The sequence below is a fragment of the Streptomyces sp. NPDC059371 genome, from assembly GCF_042751995.1.
Lineage (GTDB): Bacteria > Actinomycetota > Actinomycetes > Streptomycetales > Streptomycetaceae > Streptomyces.
The window spans coordinates 9,092-13,309 of sequence record NZ_JBHYXD010000154.1 but is presented as its reverse complement, the minus strand read 5'-3'; the positions used below and the strand labels follow the sequence as shown (position 1 = coordinate 13,309).

Sequence of the window (4,218 nt, the reverse complement as noted above, 5' to 3'; positions counted from 1 at the left end):
GGGGGGGGGGGGGGGGGGGGGGGGGGGGGGGGGGGGGGGGGGGGGGGGGGGGGTGGGGGGGGGGGGGGGGGGGGGGGGGGGGGGCCCCCCCCCCCCCCCCCCCGGCCGCGCCCCCCCGCTCCAGCGGGGGCCCCCCCCCCCCGGCCGAGCGGGGAGACCTGGGTGCCGAGCGCGCCGGTCATACGGTCGAGGTAGATCGCGAGGATGACGATCGCGACGCCCGCCTCGGAGCCGAGGCCGACGTTCAACTGGCCGATGGCCTCGTTGACGTCGCCGCCGAGGCCGCCGGTGCCGACCATGCCGGCGATGGCGGCCATGGACAGGCCCAGCATGATGACCTGGTTGACGCCCGCCATGACAGTGGGCAGGGCGAGCGGAAGCTGGATGCGCAGCAGGGTGGCGCGCGGGGTGGTGCCGAACGCGTCGGCGGCCTCGACCAGTTCCTTGTCGACCTGACGGATGCCCAGTTCGGTCATGCGGACACCGGGGGCCAGCGCGAAGATCAGGGTGGCGACGATGCCGGCGGAGGCGCCGGTTCCGAAGAACAGGATCGCCGGGATGAGATAGATCATCGCGGGCAGCGTCTGCATGAAGTCGAGGACCGGCCGGACGACGGCGCTGACCCGGTCGGACCGGGCCGCCCAGATGCCCACGGGCACCGACACCACGAGCGCGATGAGGGTCGCGACGAGGACCAGGGACAGGGTCACCATCGCGTCCTCCCACAGTTCGAGGGAGTCGATGAAGGCGAATCCGGCAAAGGTGAGCAGACCGGCCGAAGTGCCGCGCAGCCAGAAGGCGATGACGGCGAAGATGCCGGCGAGGAGCAGCGGCTGGGGGGCCTGGAGGACGGCGTCGATGCCGTCGTAGGTGCCCGTGAAGACGGTCTTGAGGAAGTCGAAGAGCCACGCCATGTGGTTCAGCAGCCAGTCGACCGCGTCGTTGACCCAGTCGCCGAAGGGGATCCTAGGCATGGGCCTTCACCCCCTTGTCCTGTCCGCTGTCCTGTCCGCCGGGACAGGCCCGGGGGCCGCCCTGCTCGTCGCCGAGGAAGCCGAGGAGCCGCTGCCGCGGGACGACGCCGACGAGGGCGTGCTTCTTGTCGACGACGGCGACCGGGTGCGGGAGGCGGGCGCTCATCGCGCAGAGGTCCACGAACGGGGTGTCGGGCGTGGCGGTCTCGCAGGCGCAGTCGGCCTCGTCGCCGCGCAGGTCCGTGTCCATCACGGCGCCCGCGGTCAGTACACGCGAGCGGTCGACGTCCTGGGTGAAGGAGGCGACGTAGTCGTCGGCGGGCCGGACGAGGATGTCCTCGGCGGTGCCGTCCTGGACGATGCGGCCGTCGCGCATGACGGCGATGCGGTCGCCGAGGCGCATCGCCTCGTTGAGGTCGTGCGTGATGAAGACGATGGTCTTCTTGAGCTTCTTCTGGAGTTCGAGGAGCTGGTCCTGCATGTCGCGGCGGATCAGCGGGTCGAGCGCGCTGAACGACTCGTCCATGAGCAGCAGATCGGCGTCGGTGGCGAGCGCGCGGGCGAGACCCACGCGCTGCTGCATCCCGCCGGAGAGTTCGTCGGGCCAGGACTTCTCCCAGCCGGCGAGTCCGGCCAGTTCCAGGGCCACGGCCGCCCGTTCACGGCGTTCGGCGGCCGGTACTCCCTGGACCTCCAGGCCGTAGCCGGCGTTCTCCAGCACGCTGCGGTGCGGGAACAGCGCGAAGTGCTGGAAGACCATGCTGATCTTCCGGGAGCGGACCTCGCGCAGCTCGCGCGCGCTGAGCCCGGTGAGGTCCTGGCCGTCGAAGCGCACGTGTCCCGCGGTGGGCTCCAGCAGTCCGTTGAGCATGCGCAGCAGCGTGGACTTGCCGGATCCGGACAGGCCCATGACGACGAAGATCTGGCCCGGTTCCACGGTGAAGGAGGCGTCGATCACGGCGGCGGTGGTGCCGTCGGCGCGCAGTTCCTCACGGTCGGCCCCCTGGCGGAGCCGTTCCACCGCCGCTTCCGGTCGTCTTCCGAACACCTTGTAGAGATGGTCGGCCTCAAGCCTGGATGACACAGGTGCCTCTCGTCGGGGCAGGGGCGCACACACGGAAGGACGACCCGCGTGTTCCCGGCTGCCGATGACGGTTGAATTCACAACCGCGTTCTTCAGAGGCGGCGCCTGCCCCCGCTTACACGGAGCAAACACGGGAGTGGTTCAGGTCACTGTCAGTGGCGTACGGCATGATGCGGAACGTGACTCTGCAGACGCGACGACTGATGCTCCTCGACACCGCCTCGCTGTACTTCCGCGCCTATTTCGGCGTCCCGGAATCCGTGAAGGCCCCGGACGGCACACCGGTGAACGCGGTGCGCGGACTGCTGGAGTTCATCGACCGCCTGGTCAAGGACCACCGTCCGGACGATCTGGTGGCCTGCATGGACGCGGACTGGCGTCCGCAGTGGCGGGTCGACCTGATCCCGTCGTACAAGGCGCACCGGGTCGCGGTGGAGACGGAGACCGGCCCGGACGAGGAGGAGGTGCCGGACACGCTCTCCCCGCAGGTGCCCGTCATCGAGGAGGTCCTGGACGCGCTGGGCATCGCGCGCGTGGGCGTCGCGGGGTACGAGGCGGACGACGTGATCGGCACGTTCACCGGCCGTGCCACCGGACCGGTCGACATCGTCACCGGCGACCGCGACCTCTATCAGCTCGTCGACGACGCGCGGGGGGTGCGCGTGCTGTATCCCCTCAAGGGTGTCGGCATGCTCCAGCTCACCGACGAGGCGTGGCTGCGTGAGAAGTACGGCGTCGACGGTCCGGGGTACGCGGATCTGGCGCTGCTGCGCGGCGACCCGAGCGACGGGCTGCCCGGAGTGCCCGGCATCGGGGAGAAGACGGCCGCCAAGCTGCTCGCCGAGTTCGGCGACCTGGCCGGCATCATGGCCGCGGTCGACGACCCGGGGGCGAAGCTGACGCCGTCGCAGCGCAAGCGGCTCGACGAGTCGCGGCCGTACATCGCCGTGGCGCCGACGGTCGTCAAGGTGGCCGGGGACGTGCCGCTTCCCGGGGTGGACACGGCGCTGCCGCACGCGCCGCGCGATCCCGCCGCACTGGAGGAACTGGCGGCGCGCTGGGGACTGGGTGGCTCACTGCACCGCCTGCTCGTGACGCTGCAGGCTTAGCCGAACACTTTTGACCCGACGGATACCTCTTCGTGCATAGGTGTCACCGAGAAAGGAATGCTAACTTAGGTAAGCCTAACCATTTGAGCAGGAGGCAGTCATGGCAGAGCGCCCGGAACGCAAGCCCCGGAAGCCCCACTCCGCGAAGGTCCTGCGGACCGAGCGGCTGACGCCCCACATGCAACGGGTGGTCCTGGGCGGCGACACTCTGACGGACTTCGCCACGGGCGGCAGAACCGACCACTACGTGAAGCTGCTCTTCGGCCCCGCGGGTGTCACCTACCCCGAGCCCTTCGACATGGACCGCGTCCGCGAGGAGTTCCCGCGCGAGCAGTGGCCGGTGACGCGGACGTACACCGTGCGCGCCTGGGACCCCGAGGTGCGTGAGCTGACCCTGGACTTCGTGGTGCACGGGGACGAGGGACTCGCGGGGCCGTGGGCCCTTCGGGCACAGCCGGGCGACCTCGTCCGCTTCATGGGCCCCGGTGGCGCCTACGCGCCCGACACCACCGCCGACTGGCATCTGCTCGCCGGTGACGAGAGCGCGCTGCCCGCGATCGCCGCCGCGCTGGAGTCACTGCCGGACGCCGCCACGGTCCGTGCGTTCGTCGAGGTCTCCGGGCCCGAGGAGGAGCAGAAGATCGACTCCGACGCGGAGATCGTCTGGCTGCACCGCGGCGACCGGCCCGTCGGCGCGGCCCTGGTGGAGGCCGTACGGGCCCTGGAGTTCCCCGAGGGGCGGGTGCACGCGTTCGTGCACGGCGAGGCCGCCTTCGTGAAGGAACTGCGGGGTCTGCTGCGGGTCGAGCGCGAGATTCCGCGCGAGGACCTGTCCATCTCCGGCTACTGGCGCCTCGGCCACAACGAGGACGGCTGGCAGGCAGCGAAGCGTGATTGGAACGCCCAGGTGGAGGCGGAGCAGGAGGTATCGGCCTGACACCGGCCCTCCCCCATCCCCGTACGCCCCAGGAGGGGGGGGGGGCGCGCGGGCGGGGGGGCGCCCGCCCCCCGGGCGGGCGCCCCCGCCCGCCCCGGCGCCGCGCGGCCGCGC

Annotated in this window: 4 protein-coding genes; 2 read left to right on the top strand and 2 right to left on the bottom strand. The window is 71.4% G+C overall.

The genetic code is table 11. The features are described from left to right. Positions 1 to 974, bottom strand: a 974-nt coding sequence (locus ACFXGX_RS41445) for an ABC transporter permease (protein ID WP_384803078.1), incomplete at its 3' end; no start/stop codon positions are given. Beyond that, positions 967 to 2,058, bottom strand: coding sequence for a glycine betaine/L-proline ABC transporter ATP-binding protein (locus ACFXGX_RS41440; protein WP_384803075.1), 1,092 nt, complete (start codon positions 2,056 to 2,058; stop codon positions 967 to 969). The genes ACFXGX_RS41445 and ACFXGX_RS41440, both read right to left, overlap by 8 nt. Before the next feature lie 170 nt (positions 2,059 to 2,228). On the opposite strand from ACFXGX_RS41440, the gene ACFXGX_RS41435 reads away from it, so the two are divergent. Both ACFXGX_RS41435 and ACFXGX_RS41430 read left to right on the top strand, forming a co-directional pair. Continuing rightward, positions 2,229 to 3,167, top strand: a complete 939-nt coding sequence (locus tag ACFXGX_RS41435) for a 5'-3' exonuclease H3TH domain-containing protein (RefSeq protein ID WP_384803081.1) — start codon at positions 2,229 to 2,231, stop codon at positions 3,165 to 3,167. A gap of 100 nt (positions 3,168 to 3,267) precedes the next feature. After that, positions 3,268 to 4,104: a siderophore-interacting protein gene (locus ACFXGX_RS41430; RefSeq protein ID WP_384803072.1), complete on the top strand. Its 837-nt coding sequence runs from the start codon at positions 3,268 to 3,270 to the stop codon at positions 4,102 to 4,104. The last annotated feature ends 114 nt before the right edge of the window (positions 4,105 to 4,218 follow it).

Excerpts from the sequence above, each read along its gene's own strand:
- ACFXGX_RS41435 (WP_384803081.1), top strand. The coding sequence starts at position 2,229 with ATGCGGAACGTGACTCTGCAGACGCGACGACTGATGCTCCTCGACACC.
- ACFXGX_RS41430 (WP_384803072.1), top strand. The coding sequence starts at position 3,268 with ATGGCAGAGCGCCCGGAACGCAAGCCCCGGAAGCCCCACTCCGCGAAG.